This is a genomic window from Enterococcus sp. CSURQ0835 (genome assembly GCF_902706605.1).
Classification (GTDB): Bacteria; Bacillota; Bacilli; order Lactobacillales; family Enterococcaceae; genus Enterococcus_A.
Genome location: NZ_CACSLH010000043.1, coordinates 1 through 23,497 on the forward strand (window position 1 = coordinate 1; position 23,497 = coordinate 23,497).

The window sequence follows — 23,497 nt, forward strand, 5'->3', positions numbered from 1 at the left end:
ACATTTAAACCGCTGTTTAACGATTCGAAGAATAGTTTTGTAGTTGCTTACGTCATTTAAGAGGATCGAAACCTTTTTCCAGCCCCATTTGATAATGGTTTGCTTATTTTCTTGGTGACAATGAAAGCAGTGTTCAGGTTGATAGGTTAGTTTTCCTTCAAAAACCTTACAGGATTCCCCATCAATAAACTCCTGCGAAAGAGGTTGATCTGAAAACGTGAGATTTAGGTCTAGAATATCGAGGATTTCTTTGATAAAATTTGAGTTGGACATCTTGAAGCACTCCTTTTGATTGGTTTTTGTCGACTTTATTCTAAAGGATTTCAAGATGTCTTTTTGCTTTTTTTCAAAAAAAGATAAAAAAGTGTTCGCGACAGATTCTGCCACCAACACTAGATATTATAGAGCCTCTTTTTTTAGACTTGAGCGTATAAAATTCTCGCAAGTAAAAATCTCGTCATTCCAAGTCTAAAAATATTGAGCTTCACGAACTAGCCCTCTTCGAAAATAAATCAGAATTAAAGCGAAACTGGCTCATAGCAAAAATCATTTGTTTCAGCCCCGTCTGATTTTTGAGAGCTGAACGCATTCAGGGAACTTTCTTGAGTTTTAGTGGCCGGCTATTTGAAAAAGTTGACCACCTCAATCAAGATTTTGTGGGGAATGTTCGCACTTATTTTTAAACTAGCGCGTTCATATGAATAAAAATTTGTTGCTGATAGATCAGTACAACCAAAATAATTCGTTCACCCGGTTGGTTTTGATTCTTGCTTAGCTAATTCAGTTAACTTGGCACCGACAGCAATCGTTAAGTTTTCTAACTTACGTTTGCCGTTCTTTATCTCTGAAAGTTTTGATTGTGTTATACCACTTTCTTTAGAGATAAAATACTGGGTTCGGTTTTCTAAGAGCCATTCAATTTCTTTTGTATCTACTATCATTTGAGTTGCTCCTTATAGTTTTTTATAGCCAGTACTAAACCAGCTAAAGCAATGATTAAGACAATGATATAAAATATAATAGACATGATATAAAACCTCCTTATTTGATATAGTAATGATCGGAAGCTCCTTCTTAATTACGTTATATCTTAAGACAGATATATGTAGTCAATGTTTTTAACTGAATAAATTCAGAGAGTCCACATAAGTTTGTGGGTTTTTGTGTTTCGAGATAATAAAGGCTGTGTATGTTAATGACTTACTATCATTACTTAATACAATGTTTCAACAATGCTAAAGCCAAATTAGCTCAGGCTTCTTATAAAACAAAACCCGGCAGCCTTAATCGGTTGGGAGATTTTTTTTCGTTTCATTTTGTCGTTCTGAAATTAATTGCTTCAGTTCGTCTAAGTCTTCTTGCGTTGCTACCTTAATAAATCCACGAGCAGCAGAACGCTTGCGAATATAATTCATATGTTCTTTATTCTTTTCTTGCCATTTACGAGAAGCTTTTAATTGTGCTTCAGAAGTTTTTTTTGAAGTCATTACGCTTTCCTCCAATACAAAATATACAGTGAATTGATAATTAAAAAGATCCAAGTGTAGTGATCAGGTGCTCGATTAAAAATAAACAAGGCAACAGATACCAATTCGAATACTAGCAACAAAATAAGTAGAAGTTTCTTTTTCATAATAACCATGCTATTCTATTGATATAGAGAGGGGCTAAGTTCCTCAGTGGTTAGTCGTTTTTATCTTTTAGTAAATCCTGGAGTGCTAGGCTGGCAATTAGGATTTCTGAAATGATATTAACGGCTATTTCTATATCTTTTAGCATTGTTCATTTCCTTTCTACATGTACATTGTATATCGGATGTATATAATAAAGTCAATAGTTTTGTACAAGAAAAGGAGGATAGGAAAGCACAAAAAAGAGCCACTCAAGCTTATCGAGCAAAGAATAGAGAAAAAACAAAGATCCAGTCAGCAAAGAGTGCCGCAAAAACTTTCATAACAAAATACGGATCGTTAGACGAGCTGAATGAGTTAGACGGATTGCTCCAAAAGCGGAAAGCAGAATTAGAGAAAAAATAAAAGTCCCCGGCTGAATTAGTCGGGGACTTTTGTTCTAAGAAGATACGCAACTAATCAATAGCACTGAGAAGCTGTTCAGTAATTTAAGTCTAAGTTATTTTTCTTTTTATCTAGAGTAGAAAATCAGAGCAATAAAAAAAAGAGCTATACAGCTCTTATAATCTCAACTCACTTTGAAAAATACTCGCGAAACATTCGCAAAATAATCTAATCCACGAAATTCCCATGTACTTTTTATAAGTGTAAGTATACTATAAACCATTAGAAATGCTTATTTTACAACATTCTGTAATTGATGTATACTTTAATCCGTTACTAAGACGCGCCCTGAGGGAATCGAACCCCCGTCTCAAGAACCGGAATCTTACGTGATATCCACTACACTAAGGGCGCAACAACGATTATTAATGTACTATAACTTTTAAAAAATTGCAAGGAGAAATTTGCATGAAGTTTCAACAAAATTATTCTCAAAGCCAAAAACAAACGCAAAAGCTTGCTATGACGCAGAAGTTGCAACAAGCAATCCAAATATTACAATTCAATACAGAGGAGCTTCATCAGTTTGTTGAAACCATTGCGCTAGAAAATCCGCTGTTTGAAGTACGGTCACCAAAAATAAAAAGTGATCTAGCCATGAGTCATTCAGCTGGCGAGCGAAAAGATCAGCTGATCAGTCAGATCCCAGATCAACGTATCTCGTTGTTTGAATATTTGATCAGTCAGATCCATTTGAATTATCGGGAGACATTTTTGCGGCAGATCATTTTATTTTTAGTCGAGTACATCGATAGCAATGGTTACTTACGAATCGATCCTGAACTAGTTAGCAAAAAGTTCGGAGCAGACTCGTTACAATTTTTAGATGCAGTCACGCTGTTGCAGCAACTTGATCCAGCAGGAGTGGGAGCTCGTGATTTACAAGAGTGCTTGATGCTGCAGACCGAGCGGGACGATCATGCGCCAGCACTAGCTTATCTCGTGTTGGAAGAAGCTTTTGATGACTTTGTACATCATCGCTGGGAAAAAATCAGTCAGACTTATCAGCTGAGTTTAAAAGAAGTTCAAACGATCATTGATTATGTTCGAAGTCTTGATCCGTTTCCAGGAGCGGCGTTTTCTGAAAAAACGGCGGAGTTGATCATTCCAGATCTTACGTTGTTGCGCGATGGTGAAAAGCTTCGTGTTCGTTCCAATAAACGCGGACAATTAAAATTAAATTTCCACGAAGCGTATTTCGCACGACTGGAAAAGCAAGCAGACGATGAGACGAAGGACTACTTAAAAGAAAAACGTCAGCAGTTCCAATGGCTGCATAAAACGATTTTGCAACGACAAGATACGATTTTAACGATAGGTAGTTTGATTGTCGCCCATCAAGAAAAATTCTTTTTAGAAAAACGTGGCGCTTTGAAGCCGTTAACGTTAAAAAAAATCGCTGAAGAAGCCCAGTTGCATGAGTCGACAGTCAGTCGGGCAGTCAATGGGAAATATATCGAAACTGATTTTGGGACGTTTGAGCTGCGCCATTTTTTCGTCAATCAAGTCAGTGAAGGCGAAGTGTCGGCCGATGAGATCAAACAATTGATCGCGCAGTTGATTGAACAGGAAGATAAACAAAAGCCGCTCTCAGATCAAAAAATCGCAGATGATTTGCACCGAGCCGGTCATAAAGTTTCTCGCCGAACGGTTGCAAAATATCGTGAAGCTTTAGGAATCGCTAGCTCATCAAAAAGAAAACGTTTAGCCTGAAAGCCGAGTGAAAAAACTTGGCTTTTTTAGTTGCAACGGTACTACAAACCTGTTACACTCATGTCAGTAAGGAATCAGTGGAAAAACAATCAGTTTTCAGTTTTGATTTTTTATTTTTTTACCGTTCACGGGTCGCTAAAAGTCTATGAGGGACTTTATAAGTCCATCGGGGGTAATCCTTTGTTAAGCGAATTAAAGGTCTTAGAAATAATCGTCCCGGATATGTTGGAAGTTGTCAAACAGAGATATCGGGTCATGCAAAATATTTTTTGGATGCAACCGATCGGCCGAAGAAGTTTGGCTGAAGCGCTCCATTTAACCGAGCGAGTCTTACGAAGCGAGACAGATTATTTACGCCAACAAAAGTTGATCGATTCTACTAAAAGTGGGATGTCTTTAACAAAAAGAGGCGAAAAAGTCTTAGAAGAGTTAGACGTTTTGATGGATCAATTTTTTGGAATGGATCGATTAGAAAAAAAACTTGCTTCTAATTTTCAAATTGAACGTTGTTTGATCGTATCAGGCAATAGTGATGAACAAGCAAAAGTCGTCGCTGATTTTGGTGAGTTGTTAAATGATTCGCTACATCGACTCTTACCCGATGGTGATAATATCATCGCTGTGATGGGTGGGACGACGATGGCTGAAGTCGCAAAACATTTGACGATCTTAGAGACAAAAGAGCGTCACAACACCTTTGTACCTGCTCGTGGTGGGATTGGTGAAGCTGTTGCGATCCAAGCAAACTCAGTCAGTGCAACGATGGCGGCTAACGCACAAGGAGCACACCGGGTCTTATATGTCCCAGAGCAGCTGAGTGAAGCAGCTTATCACACCTTATTGAAAGAACCATCGATCATGGAAGTGTTAGAAGTTATTCGCAATTCCAATTGTGTGATCCATAGTATCGGACGAGCTTTACATATGGCGGCTCGACGAAAAATGTCAGAAGATGAGATCGTTCGTTTGAAACAAAAAAATGCCGTTGCGGAATCATTTGGCTATTTCTTTGATGAAAATGGTCAAATCGTTTATAAAGCACCGCGGATCGGACTCGCGTTAGAAGATCTTAAAAAGATTCCATTCATCTTAGCCATCGCAGGCGGAAAATCAAAAGCCAAAGCGATCAGCGCGTATATGAAAAATGCACCACAACAAACGTGGCTCATCACAGATGAAGCTGCTGCAAATGAGATTTTAAAAGGGGCGACCCTTTAAAATAAATATTTTTTTTGATTCCATAAGGAGGAATTCTTAAATGACAGTAAAAGTTGGAATTAACGGATTTGGACGTATCGGACGCTTAGCATTCCGTCGTATCCAAGATGTTGAAGGATTAGAAGTTGTAGCGATCAATGACTTAACAGATTCTAAAATGTTAGCTCATTTATTAAAATATGACACAACTCAAGGCCGTTTTAATGGGACTGTAGAAGTTCATGACGGATCTTTCAACGTAAATGGTAAAGAAGTAAAAGTTTTAGCAAACAGCAATCCTGCTGAATTACCATGGGGCGAACTTGGTGTCGATATCGTCTTAGAATGTACTGGCTTCTTTACTTCTAAAGAAAAAGCTGAATTACACTTACAAGGTGGCGCAAAACGCGTTGTGATTTCAGCTCCAGGCGGAAATGACGTTCCAACTATCGTTTACAACACAAACCATGAAACATTAACTGGTAAAGAAACAGTTATCTCAGGTGCTTCATGTACAACTAACTGTTTAGCTCCTATGGCTAAAACATTAAACGACCAATTTGGTGTGGTTGAAGGCTTGATGACAACGATCCATGCTTACACTGGTGACCAAATGACTTTAGATGGTCCTCAACGTAAAGGTGATCTACGTCGTTCACGTGCTGCTGCTGCTAACATCGTACCTAACTCAACTGGTGCGGCTAAAGCAATCGGTCTAGTTATTCCTGAATTAAACGGTAAATTAGACGGCGCTGCTCAACGTGTTCCTGTTCCAACTGGTTCATTAACTGAATTAGTTACTGTTTTAAACAAAGAAGTAACAGTTGATGAAGTCAATGCTGCAATGAAAGCTGCTGCTGACGAATCATTTGGTTACAACACTGACGAAATCGTTTCTTCTGATATCATCGGAATGACTTACGGTTCATTATTTGACGAAACACAAACAAAAGTCTTAACAGTTGGCGACAAACAATTAGTTAAAACTGTTGCTTGGTACGACAATGAAATGTCTTACACTTCACAATTAGTTCGTACGTTAGAATACTTCGCTAACTTATAAGATCAGCTTGATCAAATAATTAGTTGAACATGTCTTAAATTAAGGCGGGGAAGCAACGCGCTTCTCCGCTTTTGTGTTATCATTCGCTTTTTCTCATCCTTCAGTTGTATAATGAGGATTGTGTAAATAATAAAATTAGGAGGTCTTCTTGCATGGCAAAAATGACAGTCAAAGACATTGACTTGAAAGACAAAAAAGTATTAGTCCGCGTTGATTTCAACGTTCCTGTAAAAGATGGTGTGATCGGGGATGACACTCGGATCAAAGCAGCTTTACCAACGATCAAATATGTGTTGGAACAAGGCGGCAAAGCGATCTTGTTCTCTCACTTAGGTCGGATCAAAACCGAAGAAGACAAAGCTGGTCAATCATTGAAACCAGTTGCTGCTCGCTTGAGTGAATTATTAGGAAAAGAAGTAAAATTCGTTCCTGAAACGCGCGGCAAAGAATTAGAAACGGCGATCGACAATATGCAAGACGGCGATGTTGTGTTGTTTGAGAACACTCGTTTTGAAGATGTCGATGGCAAAAAAGAATCTGGTAATGATCCAGAACTCGGCAAATATTGGGCATCACTAGGCGACGTCTTCGTCAATGATGCATTTGGGACAGCTCACCGGGCTCATGCTTCAAACGTCGGGATCGCTTCTACTGGTATCCCAACTGTAGCAGGCTTCTTGATGGAAAAAGAAATCAAATTTATCGGTGAAGCAGTTGAAAATCCTAAACGTCCGATGATCGCGATCTTAGGTGGCGCAAAAGTTTCTGATAAGATCGGCGTGATCGAAAACTTGATCCCTAAAGCGGACAAGATCTTGATCGGCGGCGGGATGACTTATACTTTTTATGCTGCTAAAGGCATGAAGATCGGAAAATCATTAGTTGAAACAGATAAAATCGAATTAGCAAAAAGCTTGATCGAAAAAGCTGGCGACAAACTTGTTTTACCAATCGACAACATTTGTGCAGCTGAATTTTCAAATGATGTTCCGGTTCAAACAGTTGAAGGCGAAATCGAAGGCGACGTGATGGCATTAGATATCGGGCCAGCTTCAATCGCTTTGTTTGCAGAAACGTTAGCTGGTGCGAAGACAGTCGTTTGGAACGGTCCAATGGGCGTGTTTGAAATGTCAAACTTTGCTAATGGTACGATCGGTGTTTGTGAAGCAATCGCGAACTTAAAAGATGCAACGACGATCATCGGCGGTGGCGATTCTGCGGCTGCAGCAGAACAATTAGGTTTTGCTGATAAGTTCACCCACATCTCAACTGGTGGCGGAGCAAGCTTAGAATTACTAGAAGGTAAAGAACTACCTGGTCTAGCTGCAATCAACGATAAATAAAAAAGGAGAGCTGTTTAATTATGCGTAAACCAATTATTGCTGGTAACTGGAAAATGAATTTAACTGCTTCTGAAGCAAAAGATTTTGCTGAAGCAGTGAAAAATAAAATCCCTGCAAATGATAAAGTCGATTCTGTAATCGGATCACCAGCTTTATTTTTACAAGAATTAATGGAATCAGCTAAAGGCACTGATTTAAAAATCGCTGCTCAAAACTGTTACTGGGAAAATGCCGGCGCGTTCACTGGTGAAACTTCACCGGCTGCCTTAGCAGATCTTGGTGTTCAATATGTCATCATCGGGCATAGCGAACGTCGTGAGTATTTCCATGAGACTGACGAAGAAATCAATAAAAAAGCCAAAGCGATCTTTGCTAATGGCATGTTGCCGATCCTTTGCTGTGGCGAAAGCTTAGAAACTTATGAAGCAGGTAAAACGGCTGAATGGATCGAAGGCCAAATCACAGCTGGTTTAGCTGACCTTTCTGCTGAACAAGTGTCAAGCATGGTGATTGCGTATGAACCTATCTGGGCAATCGGAACTGGTAAATCAGCTGATGCTAACATTGCAGATAAAATTTGTGGTGTCGTCCGCGCAACAGTTGAAAAACTTTATGGAAAAGAAGTTTCAGATGCTGTTCGGATTCAATACGGCGGTTCAGTAAAACCTGAAAATATCACAGAATATATGGCAAAAGAAAACGTTGACGGTGCTTTAGTCGGCGGCGCTAGCTTGAAAGCCGATTCATTTTTAGCTTTACTTGAAGGTGTAAAATAAGTTTTTGAAAATAGCCCCTTTTGTTTGCAACTGGGGCTGATTTTCTCTAAAATCGTTACTAAGGGTATTCCCTTTGAATAAAAAACAAAACTTAAAGGAGAGACAAAACATGTCAATTATTTCAGACGTTTACGCTCGCGAAGTCCTAGACTCACGTGGTAACCCAACAATCGAAGTAGAAGTTTACACAGAAAGCGGTGCTTTTGGTCGCGGAATGGTTCCTTCAGGTGCTTCAACTGGTGAATACGAAGCGGTTGAATTACGCGATGGCGACAAAGCTCGTTATGGTGGTAAAGGTGTTACTAAAGCGGTCGACAACGTAAACAACGTGATCGCTGAAGCAATCATCGGCTATGATGTTCGTGACCAAGCTGCGATCGACCAAGCGATGATCGAATTAGATGGCACACCTAACAAAGGTAAATTAGGTGCCAATGCGATCTTAGGTGTTTCAATCGCCGTTGCTCGTGCAGCTGCTGATTATTTAGAAGTGCCTTTATACAACTACCTTGGCGGCTTCAATACAAAAGTTTTGCCTACTCCTATGATGAACATCATCAACGGCGGATCACATGCGGATAACTCAATTGATTTCCAAGAATTCATGATCATGCCAGTTGGCGCTCCAACATTCAAAGAAGCATTACGTTATGGTGCGGAAGTATTCCACGCTTTAGCTTCAATCTTAAAATCAAAAGGCTTAGCAACTTCAGTTGGTGACGAAGGCGGATTTGCTCCAAACCTTGGTTCTAATGAAGAAGGTTTCGAAGTGATCATCGAAGCGATCGAAAAAGCTGGCTATGTTCCTGGTAAAGACATCGTTCTTGCTATGGATGCCGCTTCTTCAGAATTCTATGACAAAGAAAAAGGCGTTTACGTTTTAGCTGACTCAGGCGAAGGCGAAAAAACGGCTGAAGAAATGATCAAATTCTACGAAGAATTAGTTGAAAAATATCCAATCATCTCAATCGAAGACGGCTTAGACGAAAACGACTGGGAAGGTACTAAGAAACTTACAGAAGACTTAGGCGATAAAGTTCAATTAGTCGGTGACGACTTGTTCGTTACAAACACTCAAAAATTAGCTAAAGGGATCGAAATGGGCGTTGATAACTCAATCCTAATCAAAGTTAACCAAATCGGTACTTTAACTGAAACATTTGATGCAATTGAAATGGCTAAACGCGCTGGTTACACAGCTGTTGTTTCTCACCGTTCTGGTGAAACAGAAGATTCAACAATTGCTGACATCGCGGTTGCAACAAACGCTGGCCAAATCAAAACTGGTTCTCTTTCACGGACTGATCGGATTGCGAAATACAATCAATTATTACGTATCGAAGACCAACTTGGTGACGTTGCTGAATACCAAGGAATCAAATCTTTCTACAACTTAAAAAATAACCGTTTCTTGAATAAATAATTTTTAAGAAACAGTTGGACCTCGCGTTTATCGCGAGGTCTTTTTTGCGCTTGTAGCTGTCTTTGTTATAATGGAAGAAAGACTAAAAAGGAAGTGACTCCATGGCACAAGATGATGTGCAAAAACATTTAGACGCTGGCCGCTACGGTACACCACAAGTTAATCCTGATGAACAAAAAAAATACCTCGGAACTTTTCGTGAGCGCTGTTTTTTAAGCATGACGATCAAAGAGATGAAAGATTCCAATTATCAATTGGCGGTCAAGTCAGAAAGTCAAAAACATCCTGAAGCCCAACTATTGATCAATGGTGGGGTCTCAGAAGCCTTACAACAAACGTATATTGCCTTGGCAACAAAAGCAGGAATCAATTTTACGATCGTCTCAGACGCGACGGCAGACAGTGAAGATCAAATCGGCCTTTTATTAGTGACGGATCATGCGGTAGATGAACCAGTGATCGATGTTGCGAAAAAATATCCTGAAGAAGCTCCTAAAACGGATAGTGAAGCGGATGACGATCAAGGAAAAGCTGACTTTTGGAGTCGCTTGTTTAAATAAATTTCTTCACCCCAAATTTGCTAGTTGACAATTGACGCTAGACTGGTTATTATACTGCTTGGGCACCCTTTTAGTAAGGGTCAGAAAGTCAGTTGCTCCCTATTCGTTGGATAGGGAGCTTTCTTTATTTTCTAGACTTTTCCTGCAAATTAAAATGAAGGAGTTTTTTCATTTATGACAAAGTATATTTTTGTAACAGGCGGCGTCGTTTCATCCATCGGTAAAGGGATTGTCGCTGCTTCGCTTGGGCGTCTTTTGAAAAATCGCGGCTTGAAAGTCACGATCCAAAAGTTTGATCCTTACATCAATGTCGATCCCGGAACGATGAGTCCGTATCAACACGGGGAAGTTTTTGTAACGGATGATGGCGCAGAAACGGATTTGGACCTCGGTCACTACGAACGTTTTATCGATATCAACTTGAATAAATACTCCAATGTCACCACAGGAAAAATCTATTCGGAAGTGATCCGCAAAGAACGGAAGGGGGAATACTTAGGTGCAACCGTCCAAGTGATCCCGCATATCACCAATGAAATCAAAAACAAGATCATGCGCGCGGCTAAGTTGACGGACTCAGATGTCATCATCACGGAAGTCGGCGGAACGGTCGGAGATATCGAGTCACTACCGTTTTTAGAAGCATTACGCCAAATGAAAGCTGATGTCGGCGCAGACAATGTGATGTATATCCATACGACACTGATTCCGTATTTAAAAGCGGCTGGTGAAATGAAGACGAAACCGACACAACACAGCGTGAAAGAATTACGCGGTTTAGGGATCCAACCAAACTTATTAGTTGTGCGGACGGAATTGCCTGTCTCACAAAGTACGAAAAATAAATTAGCACAATTTTGTGATGTGGCACCAGAAGCCGTGATCGAATCCCGTGATGCTGATACGTTGTATTCGATCCCATTGATGTTACAAGCACAAAATATGGATCAAATCGTTTGCGATCATTTGAAACTTGATTCACCAGCTGCTGACATGACGGAATGGCGTGCATTAGAAGAAAAAGTATTGAACTTGAAAAAGACGGTCAAGATCGCGTTAGTCGGAAAATATGTCGAATTACCAGATGCGTACATCTCAGTTGTCGAAGCATTGAAACATTCAGGTTTTGCTTATGATTCAGATATTGAGATCGAATGGATCAAATCTCAAGAAGTATCTCGCGAAAATGTAGCGGAAAAAATCGGTTCTGCTGATGGGATTTTGGTTCCTGGCGGGTTTGGTGATCGCGGGATCGAAGGGAAGATCGAAGCGATTCGTTATGCGCGAGAAAATGATATTCCTTTCTTGGGGATCTGCTTAGGCATGCAAATGGCGTGTGTGGAATTTGCTCGCAACGTCGTAGGTTTAGAAGATGCCAATTCAGCTGAAACAGTGCCAGATACGAAAAATAATATTATCGATCTGATGGCCGATCAAGAAAACATTGAAAACTTAGGTGGAACATTGCGCCTTGGCTTGTATCCTTGCAAATTGAAAAAAGGTACGAAGACAGCTATGGCTTACGATAATGAGGAAGTGATTCAAGAGCGTCACCGCCATCGTTATGAATTCAACAATAGTTATCGCCAAGTCTTTGAAGATGAAGGATTAGTCTTTTCTGGGGTGTCACCAGACAATCGTTTGGTAGAGATCGTGGAATTGCCAAAAAATAAATTTTTCGTTGGTTGCCAATTCCATCCTGAATTGATTTCACGACCAAATCGTCCTCAACCATTGATCAAAGCCTTTGTTGGGGCATCACTAGCAAATAAAGAAGAAAAATAGAACAGAGTGAAAGCCATTAGTCAAAAAACTAATGGCTTTTCTTGTGTTAAAAAACGGTTTTTATTAAAAATCAATGAATTATCGAATGTAAAGGCTTTATGCAAGGTTTTGAGTAGCAAAGTCGCGTAAACTTTGTTAGAATTAAATCGTTAGTTAAGGGAAGCCTTAACCAAAAAGTAAAAGAATACTTAGGAGGAATTTTTTATGCCAGTAGTATCAGGAGCTGAATTCTTAAAAGCTGCTCGTAAAGGCGGTTATGCGGTCGGCGGATTCAACACAAACAACTTAGAATGGACACAAGCGATCTTAGAAGCTTGTGAAGCTAAAAAAGCTCCAGTTCTAATCCAAACTTCAATGGGCGCTGCTAAATACATGGGCGGTTACAAAATCTGTAAAGATTTGATCACTGATTTAGTCGAATCAATGAACATCACGGTTCCCGTTGCGATCCATTTAGACCATGGTGACTACGAAGCAGCTTTAGAATGTATCGAAGTTGGTTATACTTCAATTATGTTTGATGGTTCTCATCTTCCATTTGAAGAAAACTTAGAAAAAGCTCGCGAAGTAGTTGAAAAAGCACATGCTAAAGGCATCTCTGTTGAATGTGAAGTCGGTTCTATCGGCGGTGAAGAAGACGGGATCATCGGCATGGGCGAATTAGCAGATGTTGAAGAATGTAAACAAATGGTTGCTACCGGCATTGACTACTTAGCTTGTGGGATCGGGAACATCCATGGTGTTTACCCAGAAAACTGGCAAGGTCTTGCATTTGACCACTTACAAGAAATCGCAAATGCTGTAGGGAAAGATGTTCCTCTAGTATTACACGGCGGTTCTGGTATCCCTCAAGACCAAATTGAAAAAGCAATTTCAATGGGGATCTCTAAAGTCAACGTTAATACTGAATTCCAATTATCATTTGCTAAAGCAACTCGTGAATATATCGAAGCTGGCAAAGATAAAGAAGGTAAAGGTTTTGACCCTCGTAAATTGTTAGCACCTGGTAAAGCTGCTATCATCAAAGATGCTGAAGAACATATCGACTGGTTCGGTTCAGCTGGTAAAGGCAAAGCGTAAGCCAAACATTCAAAAGATCATCAGTCAATTGACTGGTGGTCTTTTTTGTATGGCGAAATTTTCCATCTTCATTGTTCTAATCAATTGGAGACGCCTTTTTTCCCATAAGATAATAAGAATCTGCTAGGATTTTTCAGCGGTGGCTTTTTTCCCGGTTCTTAATATGTTAAAATTAAAAACGGTCTACATTAAATTAATAACTCTAATTAGGTGGAAATAATATGAAAAAAATTCGAATTCAAGGTGGTAAGCCATTAACTGGTGATATAACCATCAGCGGCGCAAAAAATAGTGCGGTAGCGTTGATCCCAGCTGCAATTATGGCAGACTCACCGGTCATTTTAGAAGGAGTTCCTGATATCCAAGATGTCCATTCATTGATCGATATTTTAGAGATCATGGGCGCAAAAGTTATTTTTGAAAATAATCGACTGATCATCGATCCATCGAAAATCGTTTCGATCCCAATGCCAAGTGGTAAGATCAATTCACTACGCGCTTCTTATTATTTTATGGGGGCGTTATTAGGAAAATTTGGGGAAGCGGTTGTTGGATTGCCTGGCGGTTGTTTCTTAGGGCCACGGCCGATTGATTTACATATGAAAGGGTTCGAAGCATTGGGCGCAAATGTGTCAAATGAGCATGGCGTCGTGTACTTACGAACTGATGAAAACGGGTTAGAAGGAAATCGGATCTTCATGGATGTCGTATCGATCGGAGCGACGATCAATGTGATGTTAGCTGCAGTCAAGGCTAAAGGGAAGACTGTGATCGAAAATGCTGCCCGTGAACCAGAGATCATCGACGTAGCGACTTTGCTCAATAATATGGGGGCGAAGATCCGCGGAGCCGGGACGGATGAATTGCGAATCGAAGGTGTGGAGGAACTTCATGGCTGTCTGCATTCAATCATTCCTGACCGCATTGAAGCGGGGACTTATTTATCTTTAGCTGCTGCGATCGGTCAAGGCGTTCGGGTCCATAATGTGATTTATGAACATTTAGAAAGTTTTCTAGCGAAGTTGCAAGAGATGGGCGTTAAGATGAATATTTCAGAAGACACGATCGAAGTTTTGCCAGCTGAAAATTTAAAATCGGTAGATATTAAGACTTCGCCTTACCCAGGATTTGCTACTGATTTACAACAACCCATCACACCACTTTTATTAAATGCGGCCGGCAGTGCGGAGATCATTGATACGATCTATTCCAAGCGCGTCAATCACATCCCAGAACTTGTCCGAATGGGAGCGAATGCGAAAGTAGAAGGCAATCTGATCGTTTTGAACGGTCCAAATGAATTACATGGTGCAGAAGTGGTAGCCTCTGATCTACGGGCTGGCGCGTGTCTAGTGATTGCCGGATTGATGGCAGATGGTGTGACGACGATCCACAATGTTGAATATATCTTACGTGGTTATGATCACATCATCGAAAAATTATCGGCGCTAGGCGCAACCATTGAGATGATCGAGGAAGAAGAGAAAGTATGAGCGATTATTTAACGATGGCGGAACTTGAAGGCATGACGCTAAAAGAGATTTATCAATACGCTCGTGAATTCAAGATTTCCTACTATAGTCAAATGAATAAAAAAGAATTATCATTAGCGGTGATCCGAGCGCAAGCTGAAAAGCAAGGATTCTTTTATATGGAAGGAATCTTAGACATCGTTAGTCAAGATGGATACGGTTTTTTACGGCCAATCAATTATGGACCAAGTGCTGAAGACATTTACATCTCTTCTTCCCAAATCCGCCGATTCGGCTTAAGAAATGGGGATAAAGTGGCGGGGAAAGCGCGACCACCGAAAGAGTCTGAACGTTATTATGGGCTGATGCATGTCGAAAGTGTCAATGGCAAAGATCCAGAAGAAGCAAAAGAACGGCCGCATTTTCCAGCCTTGACGCCACTTTATCCTGATCGACAACTTTGTGTGGAAACGACGGCTAATCGTTTGACAACGCGAATGATCGATATTTTTACACCGGTTGGGTTTGGCCAGCGCGGCTTGATCGTAGCACCGCCTAAAGCCGGGAAAACGACGATTTTAAAAGAAGTTGCCAATGGGATAACAGAAAATCATCCCGAGGTCGAACTGATCGTCTTATTGATCGATGAACGGCCAGAAGAAGTGACAGATCTTGAACGTAGCGTCAAAGGAGACGTCGTATCGTCAACTTTTGATCAGCAGCCGCAAAATCACACCCGGGTCTCAGAACTTGTCTTAGAACGTGCGATGCGTTTAGTAGAAGACAAGCGGGACGTCGTGATTTTGATGGACAGTATTACGCGACTGGCACGAGCCTATAACTTAGTGATTCCTCCGAGTGGCCGAACTTTGTCAGGTGGGATCGATCCGGCGGCTTTATACAAACCAAAACGCTTTTTCGGTGCGGCACGAAATATCGAAGAAGGCGGCAGCTTGACGATTCTAGCTACGGCGTTAGTCGATACGGGCAGTCGGATGGATGATGTCATCTATGAAGAGTTCAAAGGTACGGGGAATTTAGAATTACAATTGTCTCGCGAGTTAGCAGAGCGTCGGATCTTCCCAGCAATCGATATCAAACGCTCTGGTACCCGCAAAGAAGAACTGTTGATGTCACCAGAACGGTTAGAAGAGATTTGGAAAATCCGCAATGTGATGAAAGGCGACTCGTTGGAATACACCAGCCAATTCATTAATTTCTTGAAGCAGACGAAAGACAATGCAGAATTTTTCAAGAGTTTCAAAGATGTCTCTTTTGGTTCAAGTGCCGGCAGTAAAGTGGTCCGTAAAAATCATAAAAGATAATTGCAATGGCGAAAACTTCATGATAAGATATATCTGTTGCAAAATTGCAAAATAAACTCTGACTCAGCAAATGACTCAGGGCAAAGGAGCGAAAAAACTTATGAAACAAGGAATTCATCCAGATTATCATCCAGTCGTATTCATGGACTCAACAACTGGTTTTAAATTCTTGTCTGGTTCAACGAAATCATCTGATGAAACAGTTGAATGGGAAGACGGAAATACTTATCCAGTGATCCGGGTCGAAGTAACTTCTGACTCACATCCATTTTACACTGGACGTCAAAAATTCACTCAAGCAGACGGACGTGTCGATCGTTTCAACAAAAAATACGGTCTCAAAGACGCAAACGCAGAAGAGAAATAAAACACTGGTATATCAATGTTTTGCAGACTATCTAATAGGGATAGTCTGCTTTTTTTCGCTTTTGACCATACTTTTGACCTTCTGCAAACCTCCTTGGTTTTCCTCGGTAGAACTCATGAAATCTGCAAAACGATTTGCCGTTTCTTCCGTCTGTCTTTTCGTGACATGGGTGTAGATATCCATAGTCGTTTTAATATCTGTATGTCCAAGTCGAACTTGAACTTCTTTGAGTGAAGCACCGGATTCAAAGAGTAAACTACAATGAGTGTGTCGAAACCCATGAGGATAGCGTAAAATATTTTGTGTAAATGAATAGAAAAAAGGAATGCGGTTCCTCTATGATAGTAAGTGACGAAACCAACTAGTCAGGAGGTGCATTCCCTATGAACCAGTTTACTACAGAAATCATGTACGCTCTAGCCCGAAAAGAAGACTTAACAGAAATTTTTCGCCAACATCTGGAAGCAGCGATAAACGAATTGCTTCAAACAGAACTGACAGAATTTCTTGGCTACTCTCGGTATAACCGCGAAGGGTTCAATACCGGTAATAGTCGCAATGGAAAATATTTGCGTACATTCGATACGAAATACGGTACATTGAACCTTGAAATACCGCGTGATCGCAACGGTGAGTTTCAACAACACACGCTTCCTGCTTATGACCGACGCTCTGATGCCTTAGAAGAAACGGTCATTCAACTCTACAGAAAAGGTATCACAACAAGTGAAATCGCTGAATTAATAGAGAAAATGTATGGCTCTTTCTATACTCTTCAAACTATCTCAACTATTACAAAAGCAGTAACAGAACAAGTTCAGGCGTTTCATGAACGCACGCTACATTCACAGTATGTCTGTATTTATTTAGATGCGACTTACTTACCATTAAGACGCGATACGGTCGCCAAAGAAGCCATTCACCTTGCTTTAGGTATTCGTCCAGATGGGACGAAAGAAATCTTAAACTATCAAGTTGCGCCAACTGAATCTGCCGGAATTTGGCGAGAGCTATTAGAAACACTAAAAAATCAAGGTATTGAAGAGGCCCTCTTATTTGTCACAGACCGTAAAGAAATCATGAATGATTTCAAACAAATACACCAAACAAAAGAGAAAGAACAAGCCGTTCAAGCCCTGAGTAACTTCCTAACAAAATGGCAGAAACGTTATTCAAAAATCATTAAAAAGTTAGAAGAACAAGAAAATCTACTGACGTTTTTTGAGTTTCAATCAAGTATTCGAAGCAGCATTTACTCAACAAACTTGATTGAAGGATTCAATAAACATTTAAAGCGAAACACCAAGAAAAAAGAACAATTTCCAAACGAGGAATCCTTAGACAGATTTCTTGTCACACAATTTTTAGACTACAACAATAAACATGACGGACATTGCCATCGTGGTTTTTCGCATGACAGAGACACGCTAGAATCTATGTTTGTTTAAATCAACTTGTCAGCTGACTATCAGAAAATCTATTTACACAAAATTATTGACACTGCTCGATTTATAATCCTGTCGAATATTTTTATTCTATTGTTATTAATTTTTTTTTATTATACAGGTAGTCTAAGTCTTTCTATGATTTATAACCCATTTGTGCTTAAGATAATTGAAAAATATAGATAACGTTATAATTAGTTATGATGAATCATATTATGCCCAGTATCTCTGTCATAAATTGTTTTAATCTGCTAATTCACCTCTGCGGCGACTCACAGAAGATTCAAATTGAATCGTATTAAAACATTGGACGCCAAGTCAGGAAAGGCCATTAGGTGGCAGTTTAGGTCATTACAGAGAGTTTAATCATCAAACGTGCCAAGAAGAAAGTTTCCCAAAAATGCAGCCAAGAGACTGGAAATAAAGTAAACATATTTAACTAATTATCAGTCATTCGGTAATTACATGTAAGTAGTGAATAACCTAGTACCTACAAAAGTTAGACATCTCCTCCTATACTTGAAACGTCAAGTATAGGAGGAGATGTCTTTTTATTTAATGATGATACTTTTTAGAATGAGGATCATTGAAGTGCATAATAAAATGCTCTGTTGATTTCTTCTCAAATCAAAAAAAGGAGCATGTCTACTATTCAATAAGGCTATCGATCTCACTGACGAATAAAACCTTATCAAAGAAATTTAAATTTGTTACATCTCACACTAAAACAGAACGTAGGTTTGTTTTTTTAGATTGTTATGATAAAACGATCAAAAAAACGAACTTTAGTTCCCTTTACTTTTATCAATTGTATAAATTTTCTTTTTTTATGTAGAGCTCATCATATTCAAGCAAATCGTTCTCTAATTCACTGTCAGATATAAGAAGCATGCGCTCTTTTACCGTTGAATAGCGAAACAATGGTAATTTTTCTTTTTGTGCTTCTTTGATTTGTTCCCCTGTAATATTTTCATATTCGTCCAATAATTTATCAAATGTAGCTTGTTTATTTAGTAAATAATCTTCTATATCTAATTCTATATTAGGATATTCTGTTTTAATGACTTTCTGTGCCATTTCAAGAATTTCATATCCATTTAGGATAATTTCATTATTATTTTTAATTATTTTATACGTTCCATTCTTTTCTTCAAAAAATTCCATAAGAAACCTCCATACAAATTCAGTGTAGATGATTAATAATACTACTCTAAAAAATGAGTTAAAAAAACGAAGTTAATTATTAAGTATCGTTTAAAGGATAGTCACATCTTTAAAGTAACACACACAATGAAGGTAAAGAAAGGAGGAAGGATTGCAATGGATATTTTTCATTTATTTTGTAATTCTAAAGATCTAGTTTACCTGCTATTTTTCTTATCGCTTTGCGACTTAGGGTTAAGAGAAATTCAACTTGTACTAAATAAACATTGGAGTTATAAGGAAGAATTGAACAATTTATGGAAGAAGATAAGTAATTTCTTCTTACTATTTTTGAGTGGCGCTATAGACTACATCTTTTCTAGAAATGGTATTTATTTTGAGGTTTCATTTGTTCATATTTTTTCTTGTCTACTAATACTTGTAGAAATAGAAAGTATCCTTAAAAAATTAGGACAAACTGAATTTGTACAAATATTAATTTCTTGTACTAATCAACTTATTAAAAAAATAAAAACAGATAACCTTGGAGATTACAAAGATAAATAAAGTAAATATAAAAAATTGGCATTAACTGATGAAAGGTGAAAGGATTATGGATTGTTGGGAAGATTTAGAAAAAAGTTTTAATGAATATAGAGAAAGAAAGGATGATAGAGCTTTTACTGAGATTTTTTCAAAGTTACAACAATATCTTTTAATTAAAGCTAGAGCTGCACAAGCTGAAGCAAAAATTACTGGTGTGTATATTCCTTATGAAGATTTTTATAGCAATTTTTCAGTTGCTGCATGGCACGCAATTGAAGATTATCCAGATATAAAAAGTTCATCTTTAAAAAACGTTTTATCACACCGGCTATACTATGCTAAATGTGAAGTGTGGAGAACATATAAAAAAAAATCAGATGACTGCAAGGATAAAAATGGAAATACTTATGATAGTACGCGGTGGTCAGATATAGATGATCATTTATACTTAGTTAATGATGGGGAAGAAATCACTGAAACAGAACTTTTTCTAGCAGAGCAATTAAAAAATTATTCCACGATTAATAAAACAAATTATCAAGTCATTTGTTTGTTGATTTTTGGATACACACCCGCAGAAGCTCTTTTAAAATTAGGATTAGCTGAAGAGTACAATATTGCAGCAAGAAAGAAAATTCAACGCATTCGTAATTCATTTCGTGAATTTATTGAACGTACTTAGTAAAAGTTCAATTCAGAAGAGTTATCTCTAAATGAGCAAATTAAAGTTGCTCATTTTTATTTTGAAAAATTATGTCACAAATAGAATACTTCGACCTACATATAAGGTGTATACGAAATGATCATGATCAACTAAAAATAAAGGCGGAATTATTATGACAAACGAAAAACAAAATCAAGTGGTGCGAGATCCATGGGTATTAGAAGTTCAACAATGGTTAAATAAAACATACAGTGGCAAGTCTGGTTATAATGATGTACCTGAATCAGGTAATACTGGTTGGAGTACAGTTTACGGATTAATTAGAGCCGTACAAATTGAGTTAGGGTTATCGCCAGCTGACAATTTCGGTGATGGGACTAAAGCTGCATGGGATAGTAAAGTAACAGATAAATTAAAAAACGGCTACAAAAGTAATATCGTAAAACTGATTGATGGTGCCTTTCGCTGTAAAGGATTCGGTAACGGAAAGTTTGATACAACTTATAATGCTAGCAATGAAACTATGATTACAGATTTCAAGAAAGCAGCAGGATTTACGTCAGTAACAGTAAAATTTGAATCTATGTGGGCTAAAGCACTTTTTGATATGAGCGCCTTTCAATTAGTATCCGGTGGGAATTCAAACACACGAAAAATGCAACAAATGTTGAATCGAAAATATAGTAAATGGACAGGAATTTTACCATGTGATGGCATTTATCAACGAGCAACCAATATGGCGCTTATCTATGGCGTACAAGTTGAATTGGGATTAGGAGATATCGCGAATGGTAATTTTGGACCGTCAACTCAGTCTACTTACGGTAAATATGCTAGTGCTGGATTAAGCAATTATCCTGATTTAGTTTTATTAGTCCAATATGGTCTATATCAAAATGTAAAAGACCTAGACTTAGGGACATTTACTTTTTCAAGTAAATTGGATAATGCCACAACTTCTGTTATTGCTGGGTTCCAACAGTTTATGAAACTTAGTGGTGTTCAAAGTGGGTATCCTGATTTGCGAACTATGATGTCATTAACCTTATCAAATGGTGATACCTCTCGACCTTGTTCAGGATGTGATACGTCATACCAATTAACACAAGCGCAAATTGATACGTTAAAAATCCAAGGGTTTTCAACGGTTGGACGTTATCTAACTGGTAGTGTTGGTTCAGATTTTAAACCAAAATCCCTTTCCAAAAAAGAAAGTCTACTTCTATTCAAAAATGGTATGAAAATTTTTGCGATCTATCAGGACAATATCTATATTCCTAAGCCAGAGCATTTTAATGCTGACATGGGATTTTCAGACGCGCGTAAAGCCATTGCAGCTGCTCGTGGTTTAGGTGTCCCTTTAGGTGAGACTATTTATTTTGCAATTGACGTAGATTGTCAAGATTGGGAAATTGCAACCTATGTACTACCTTACTTTAAGTCTATCTCTGAACAGTTACAAAGTAGTGGATATTCATATGGAGTGTATGGTACTCGAAATGTATGTCAATCAGTAGAATCGAAGTTTCCTGATAACCCTCCTAAGGGAATGTTTGTATCTAATATGTCTAGTGGATTTTCTGGTAACTTAGGATTCCCTCAACCTAAAAACTGGACTTACGATCAATTTCATGAGTATCCTGGCGGAATCGGATCAGGACCAGGATATGTTGAACTTGATAAGGTAGCAGTATCTGGAAAAGATAATGGCTTCTCAGCACTTGAAAATGATGTGAATAAAACTACGTCATTTGCTTATGCCTTAGGGATTGCTGGATTTATTGATGAAGTTGCTGGCGGATCAATTCAAGAAGAAGTGGAATACACAGTACCGTTTGGCGTTCCTAACGTTGAAATGAAAGTAACCTTTCACGCTGCGTTAACCGATACAGGTAATTTTACAATGGTCTATGATATTAAAGATAGTAAGTTAAGTGCTGAAGCGAAGACTGAAATTGAAAAAACAATTGGGAAAGGGACGGCGACGAACACATTAGTTGCAAAACTTGATAGTCTTTGTGCGGGTGTTAAAACGGGGCAACTGGCCATCGAACTTGAAATGGATTCAGCTGGTAATTTCGGGGTCTCTCTAGTAGTGAATTCAGAAGAGTTTGATTTTGATGGTACAACATTTGAAATGTCGGTGTTGGTGTCATTTAAAATTAGTCCTAAGAGCTTTTCGAATGAAGTTTCAGATGCTATTAAAGAATTAGAAGAAAGCATCGATCCAGAAATAGTTACACCAATTGTATTTCTTGGTACCCTTTTAGTGGTGGTTGTATTCTTAGGTGGAGCAGCAATTTCCGGCGGGTTAGTGACGGCACTGGGTGCAATGGCTCTTTTCTTACAACAAGTTAAGGATCAAGTTTCAAAATAGCATATTATATATTCAATCGTTTTCTGTTATATTATAATTGAGGTGATGTAATTGGAAGATGGGAGAATTAGCCAAAAGGTAAAAAAAATAAACTTAGTTGTAAAAACAGTAGTTTTATTGCTTTATATGATCATAATATATTTGAATCTGTCCTATTATGGTAAGCGATATGCCTTGATGGTCGCGTCAATTGTATTTTTGTCTACATTTATTTCCTTAATAGTGTTTCATAATAATGACTTAACTCGTATAAAAAGGTTTCAAACTGAATTATGGAAAAAAAATGAATATTTTTGTGGAGATGGTCTTATTATTACTCTAAAAATTGGAAAAGTTATAATTAAAGAAGAGCATCTTTCTGAATTTGTTGAATCGATTACAAGAGATTACTATATAATTAAACTTCCTTATTTCAATTGGGATGTCGAAGTTCAAAAAAGTTTAATTCCATTCAAATTAAAAGCGGGTTATCGGAAAAATTATTGGCGGACACGAGAACGTAATAAGAGTCCTATTCTAGTTGACTTTTTGAATTTAGAAAAAAAAAATCAGATACATGTCATTCTATTTATTCTATTTCAAATGTTGTTGGTTAGTATTTTCCATTTGTGTGCTACGAGATATAATAGCTTATTTGTAAATGGATATCATGTAACTTTAGTATTAATACGTTTGATGATGTATTTATTTATTGTTTATGTAATTTGTTATGTAACAAAACGTATAGTTAAGGGGTTCAAATACTATAAAGAAGGAATTGGAGTTCCTAAAGTTGAAGGTAATTATTATCGCTATTCAACTTTAGGAAATACAATGGTTGTTAATCTATCGAATAGATCTGTTAGTATGAAGTATTTGAAGAAAAGAAGTTTATTAATCACTGATATTAAGGGGTTTAGATATTTTAAAACTGTAGAACCTTTAAAATACGAACGATTTATACATTCTAAATAAGTCAAATGAAGACATGTAGGTAGATAGATATGATAAGTATTTAACACAATTACTATCTATCGTCACTAGTGTTGCACAAATAATTTCAGAAAAATCTGAAAACTATGTTTCATTCAAAATTGCAAAAAAGTCGAATGCTTACGCAGCGGATGACTTTTATTCCAGAAATTGTACGTTTTATTAAATTGA

21 protein-coding genes, 1 tRNA gene and 1 pseudogene are annotated in these 23,497 nt (G+C 38.2%); 17 read left to right on the forward strand and 6 right to left on the reverse strand.

Going from position 1 to position 23,497, the window contains the following annotated elements; all coding sequences use genetic code 11:
• The 4 genes from GVJ38_RS12820 to GVJ38_RS12835 form a co-directional block, all read right to left on the reverse strand.
• Positions 1-273 (reverse strand): transposase family protein (locus GVJ38_RS12820; protein WP_200849512.1); only part of this gene is annotated, 273 nt, incomplete at its 3' end.
• Between the two features lie 473 nt (positions 274-746).
• Positions 747-941, reverse strand: coding sequence for an XRE family transcriptional regulator (locus tag GVJ38_RS12825; RefSeq protein WP_159723539.1), 195 nt, complete (start codon positions 939-941; stop codon positions 747-749).
• A 342-nt stretch (positions 942-1,283) separates the two neighbouring features.
• Positions 1,284-1,487, reverse strand: coding sequence for a hypothetical protein (locus tag GVJ38_RS12830; RefSeq protein WP_159723540.1), 204 nt, complete (start codon positions 1,485-1,487; stop codon positions 1,284-1,286).
• Positions 1,488-2,357: 870 nt separating this feature from the next.
• Positions 2,358-2,429 (reverse strand) — tRNA-Arg (locus tag GVJ38_RS12835).
• A gap of 54 nt (positions 2,430-2,483) precedes the next feature.
• Here GVJ38_RS12835 and rpoN point away from each other — a divergent pair.
• From rpoN to GVJ38_RS12895, 12 genes are all read left to right on the forward strand, one after another.
• Positions 2,484-3,788, forward strand: coding sequence for an RNA polymerase factor sigma-54 (gene rpoN, locus GVJ38_RS12840; RefSeq protein ID WP_159723541.1), 1,305 nt, complete (start codon positions 2,484-2,486; stop codon positions 3,786-3,788).
• 180 nt (positions 3,789-3,968) lie between these two features.
• On the forward strand, positions 3,969-5,006 hold the full coding sequence (locus GVJ38_RS12845; RefSeq protein ID WP_159723543.1) for a sugar-binding transcriptional regulator: 1,038 nt from the start codon (positions 3,969-3,971) through the stop codon (positions 5,004-5,006).
• Positions 5,007-5,046: 40 nt separating this feature from the next.
• Entirely contained in the window at positions 5,047-6,048 is a 1,002-nt protein-coding gene (gene gap, locus GVJ38_RS12850) for a type I glyceraldehyde-3-phosphate dehydrogenase (protein ID WP_159723544.1), read from the forward strand.
• A 152-nt stretch (positions 6,049-6,200) separates the two neighbouring features.
• Positions 6,201-7,391, forward strand: a complete 1,191-nt coding sequence (locus tag GVJ38_RS12855; RefSeq protein WP_159723546.1) for a phosphoglycerate kinase — start codon at positions 6,201-6,203, stop codon at positions 7,389-7,391.
• A 20-nt stretch (positions 7,392-7,411) separates the two neighbouring features.
• Positions 7,412-8,167: a triose-phosphate isomerase gene (gene tpiA, locus GVJ38_RS12860; protein WP_159723547.1), complete on the forward strand. Its 756-nt coding sequence runs from the start codon at positions 7,412-7,414 to the stop codon at positions 8,165-8,167.
• A gap of 109 nt (positions 8,168-8,276) precedes the next feature.
• The gene (gene eno / locus GVJ38_RS12865) at positions 8,277-9,590 is read left to right on the forward strand and encodes a phosphopyruvate hydratase (protein ID WP_159723549.1); all 1,314 of its coding nucleotides are present in this window, start codon (positions 8,277-8,279) and stop codon (positions 9,588-9,590) included.
• A 101-nt stretch (positions 9,591-9,691) separates the two neighbouring features.
• Complete coding sequence (locus tag GVJ38_RS12870) at positions 9,692-10,150, forward strand: YueI family protein (RefSeq protein ID WP_159723551.1); 459 nt, start codon at positions 9,692-9,694, stop codon at positions 10,148-10,150.
• Between the two features lie 174 nt (positions 10,151-10,324).
• Positions 10,325-11,935: a CTP synthase gene (locus GVJ38_RS12875; RefSeq protein WP_159723552.1), complete on the forward strand. Its 1,611-nt coding sequence runs from the start codon at positions 10,325-10,327 to the stop codon at positions 11,933-11,935.
• Positions 11,936-12,139: 204 nt separating this feature from the next.
• Positions 12,140-13,015: a class II fructose-bisphosphate aldolase gene (locus GVJ38_RS12880; protein ID WP_159723554.1), complete on the forward strand. Its 876-nt coding sequence runs from the start codon at positions 12,140-12,142 to the stop codon at positions 13,013-13,015.
• Between the two features lie 221 nt (positions 13,016-13,236).
• The gene (locus GVJ38_RS12885; protein WP_159723556.1) at positions 13,237-14,508 is read left to right on the forward strand and encodes a UDP-N-acetylglucosamine 1-carboxyvinyltransferase; all 1,272 of its coding nucleotides are present in this window, start codon (positions 13,237-13,239) and stop codon (positions 14,506-14,508) included.
• Positions 14,505-15,812 carry a transcription termination factor Rho gene (rho, locus tag GVJ38_RS12890; protein WP_159723557.1) on the forward strand — a complete coding sequence of 436 codons (1,308 nt, stop codon included), beginning with the start codon at positions 14,505-14,507 and terminating at the stop codon, positions 15,810-15,812. Before GVJ38_RS12885 ends, rho begins: the two co-directional genes overlap by 4 nt.
• Positions 15,813-15,912: 100 nt before the next feature.
• Positions 15,913-16,179 (forward strand): type B 50S ribosomal protein L31, encoded by a 267-nt coding sequence (locus tag GVJ38_RS12895; RefSeq protein WP_159723558.1) that lies wholly within the window; start codon positions 15,913-15,915, stop codon positions 16,177-16,179.
• Positions 16,180-16,206: 27 nt separating this feature from the next.
• Here GVJ38_RS12895 and GVJ38_RS12900 read toward each other — a convergent pair.
• A pseudogene (locus tag GVJ38_RS12900) lies at positions 16,207-16,464 on the reverse strand (tyrosine-type recombinase/integrase); the annotation flags it as partial.
• 98 nt (positions 16,465-16,562) lie between these two features.
• Between GVJ38_RS12900 and GVJ38_RS12905 the strand changes: the two are divergent.
• Complete coding sequence (locus GVJ38_RS12905; RefSeq protein WP_159723560.1) at positions 16,563-17,627, forward strand: IS256 family transposase; 1,065 nt, start codon at positions 16,563-16,565, stop codon at positions 17,625-17,627.
• 801 nt (positions 17,628-18,428) lie between these two features.
• Here the strand turns inward: GVJ38_RS12905 and GVJ38_RS12910 are convergent.
• Positions 18,429-18,788, reverse strand: a complete 360-nt coding sequence (locus GVJ38_RS12910; protein ID WP_159723562.1) for a hypothetical protein — start codon at positions 18,786-18,788, stop codon at positions 18,429-18,431.
• A gap of 156 nt (positions 18,789-18,944) precedes the next feature.
• Here GVJ38_RS12910 and GVJ38_RS12915 point away from each other — a divergent pair, with 156 nt between their 5' ends.
• The 4 genes from GVJ38_RS12915 to GVJ38_RS12930 all read left to right on the forward strand — a co-directional run bounded on the left by GVJ38_RS12915 (position 18,945) and on the right by GVJ38_RS12930 (position 23,308).
• Positions 18,945-19,334 (forward strand): phage holin family protein, encoded by a 390-nt coding sequence (locus GVJ38_RS12915; RefSeq protein ID WP_159723563.1) that lies wholly within the window; start codon positions 18,945-18,947, stop codon positions 19,332-19,334.
• 46 nt (positions 19,335-19,380) lie between these two features.
• Complete coding sequence (gene bacL2 / locus GVJ38_RS12920; RefSeq protein ID WP_159723565.1) at positions 19,381-19,995, forward strand: BacL2 family protein; 615 nt, start codon at positions 19,381-19,383, stop codon at positions 19,993-19,995.
• Between the two features lie 154 nt (positions 19,996-20,149).
• Entirely contained in the window at positions 20,150-22,354 is a 2,205-nt protein-coding gene (locus tag GVJ38_RS12925; protein ID WP_159723566.1) for a glycoside hydrolase domain-containing protein, read from the forward strand.
• 51 nt (positions 22,355-22,405) lie between these two features.
• On the forward strand, positions 22,406-23,308 hold the full coding sequence (locus tag GVJ38_RS12930; protein WP_159723567.1) for a hypothetical protein: 903 nt from the start codon (positions 22,406-22,408) through the stop codon (positions 23,306-23,308).
• Positions 23,309-23,497 lie beyond the last annotated feature (189 nt).